The organism is Plectonema radiosum NIES-515, from assembly GCF_025753815.1.
In the GTDB taxonomy this organism is placed as follows: domain Bacteria; phylum Cyanobacteriota; class Cyanobacteriia; order Cyanobacteriales; family Nostocaceae; genus Hassallia; species Hassallia radiosum_A.
In genome coordinates this window covers 1-1,739 of record NZ_JAOWRF010000130.1, presented here as the reverse complement: position 1 = coordinate 1,739, position 1,739 = coordinate 1, and the positions used below count along the sequence as shown (strand labels likewise).

Below are 1,739 nucleotides of genomic sequence, written 5' to 3'. Positions count from 1 at the left end.
CCCTCCTCTTCTACGGTCGATCTTCAATCACACGGTCGATTAAACCGTACTCTTTGGCTTCAGCAGCAGACAGGAAAAAGTCGCGATCCATGTCTTTTTCAATCTTTGCCAAAGTCTGATTCGTGTTATCAGCGTAAATATTATTTAGCTGATGACGAATCCGGAGAATCTCTCTTGCCTCAATTTCGATATCCGATGCTTGTCCGCGAGTACCACCAGAAGGTTGGTGAATCATGATCCGTGAGTGAGGCAATGCAAGCCGTTTACCTTTGGCACCAGCCGCTAGCAGAAATGAACCCATCGAGGCTGCTAAACCGACACAAATCGTTACCACATCTGATTTAATGTGCTGCATTGTATCGTAAATCGCCAAACCAGATGTCACCATTCCGCCTGGGGAATTGATGTACAGTTGAATATCCTTACCTGGATCTTCTGAATCCAGATATAGCATCACGGCGATGATTTGGTTAGCAATTTCATCATCAATGTCTCGTCCCAAGAAAATAATCCGTTCTCGGTAAAGACGATTGTAAATATCAACCCACTGTGTATATTGTTCCCCTGGCATCCGATAGGGAACTTTAGGAACGCCTATAGGCATATTTTTCTCCGTTTGTCAATAGTTTGGGTATGGAAGAGTTACGAGTTAGGAGTTAAGAGTGAGGTTGAGACGTAAAGAGTGGAACGTCTGTACAAAAGGTGAGGAGTTAGGAGTGAGGAGTTTGGAGTTGGGAGTTAAAAGTGAGGAGTGAGGAGTTAGGAGTTAGGAGTTGGGAGTTAGGAGTGAGGAGTTTGGAGTGAGGAGTTAGGAGTGAAAAAATTGTTTTATCTTCTTTCTTCTTTTTTCTCATAACTCCTCACTCATAACCCATAACTCATAACCCATAACCCATAACCCATAACCCATAACTCATAACCCACAACTCATAACCCATAACTCATAACTCATAACTCATAACTTTTTTAAAGGACACTGGCTGGTAATGGGGGATTGGCAAGTTCTTCTTTCTCAAAAACTCGGTCAATCAATCCGTATTCCTTCGCTTGATAGGGTGTCATGTATAACAGCCTATCCATGTCTTTGATAATTCTTTCTGGAGGCTGTTCGGTGGTTTTAGACAAAATATCAACCAGCGATGCTTTATTTGCCAGAACTTCTTTTGCCCGAATTTGAATATCGGTTGCTTGACCTTGAGCGTAACTCTTGGGCTGGTGTAGGATAATGGAGGCGTTGGGCAAACTGGCGCGGCAACCTTTTGTTCCAGCACTGAGAAGCATCGCTGCCATACCCATCGCTGAACCGATGCAGATGGTGTGGATGACGGGCTTGATGTATTTCATCGTGTCATAGATGGCGAAGGCTTCGGTTTCAAAGCCGACGGGATCGCCACTGTAACCGGATGTGCCAGTAGAGTTAATGTAAATTTTAATTGGTTTCTCTGGGTCGTCAGACTGTAAATACAGCAATTCGGCGACTATCAGTTCGGTGACAGCAGGCACCAATGGCATCCCAAGATAGACAATTCGCTCTTTTAACAATAATGAAGGTAAATCTGGCGGGGGTGTCCGGTAGAAGTTATCACCACCGCCGTATGGGGCTTGAACAGCCTTGATGGGGGATATATCCATAGCAACTGTTGCCTGAAATAATGCCGTTAACTGTAATACATACTAGCGCGATGCTAGGTGTGTTAAAGGTGTGGATTTCTCGCTATGCAAGCGATGGGAGAGGGGAG

General features: G+C 44.6%; 2 protein-coding genes. Both read right to left on the bottom strand.

From position 1 onward, the window contains the following. Positions 1–10 precede the first annotated feature (10 nt). Positions 11–604, bottom strand: coding sequence for an ATP-dependent Clp protease proteolytic subunit (locus OGM63_RS08335; RefSeq protein WP_263745049.1), 594 nt, complete (start codon positions 602–604; stop codon positions 11–13). Between the two features lie 362 nt (positions 605–966). Further along, positions 967–1,632 (bottom strand): ATP-dependent Clp protease proteolytic subunit, encoded by a 666-nt coding sequence (locus OGM63_RS08330; protein ID WP_263745048.1) that lies wholly within the window; start codon positions 1,630–1,632, stop codon positions 967–969. Positions 1,633–1,739: the final 107 nt, after the last annotated feature.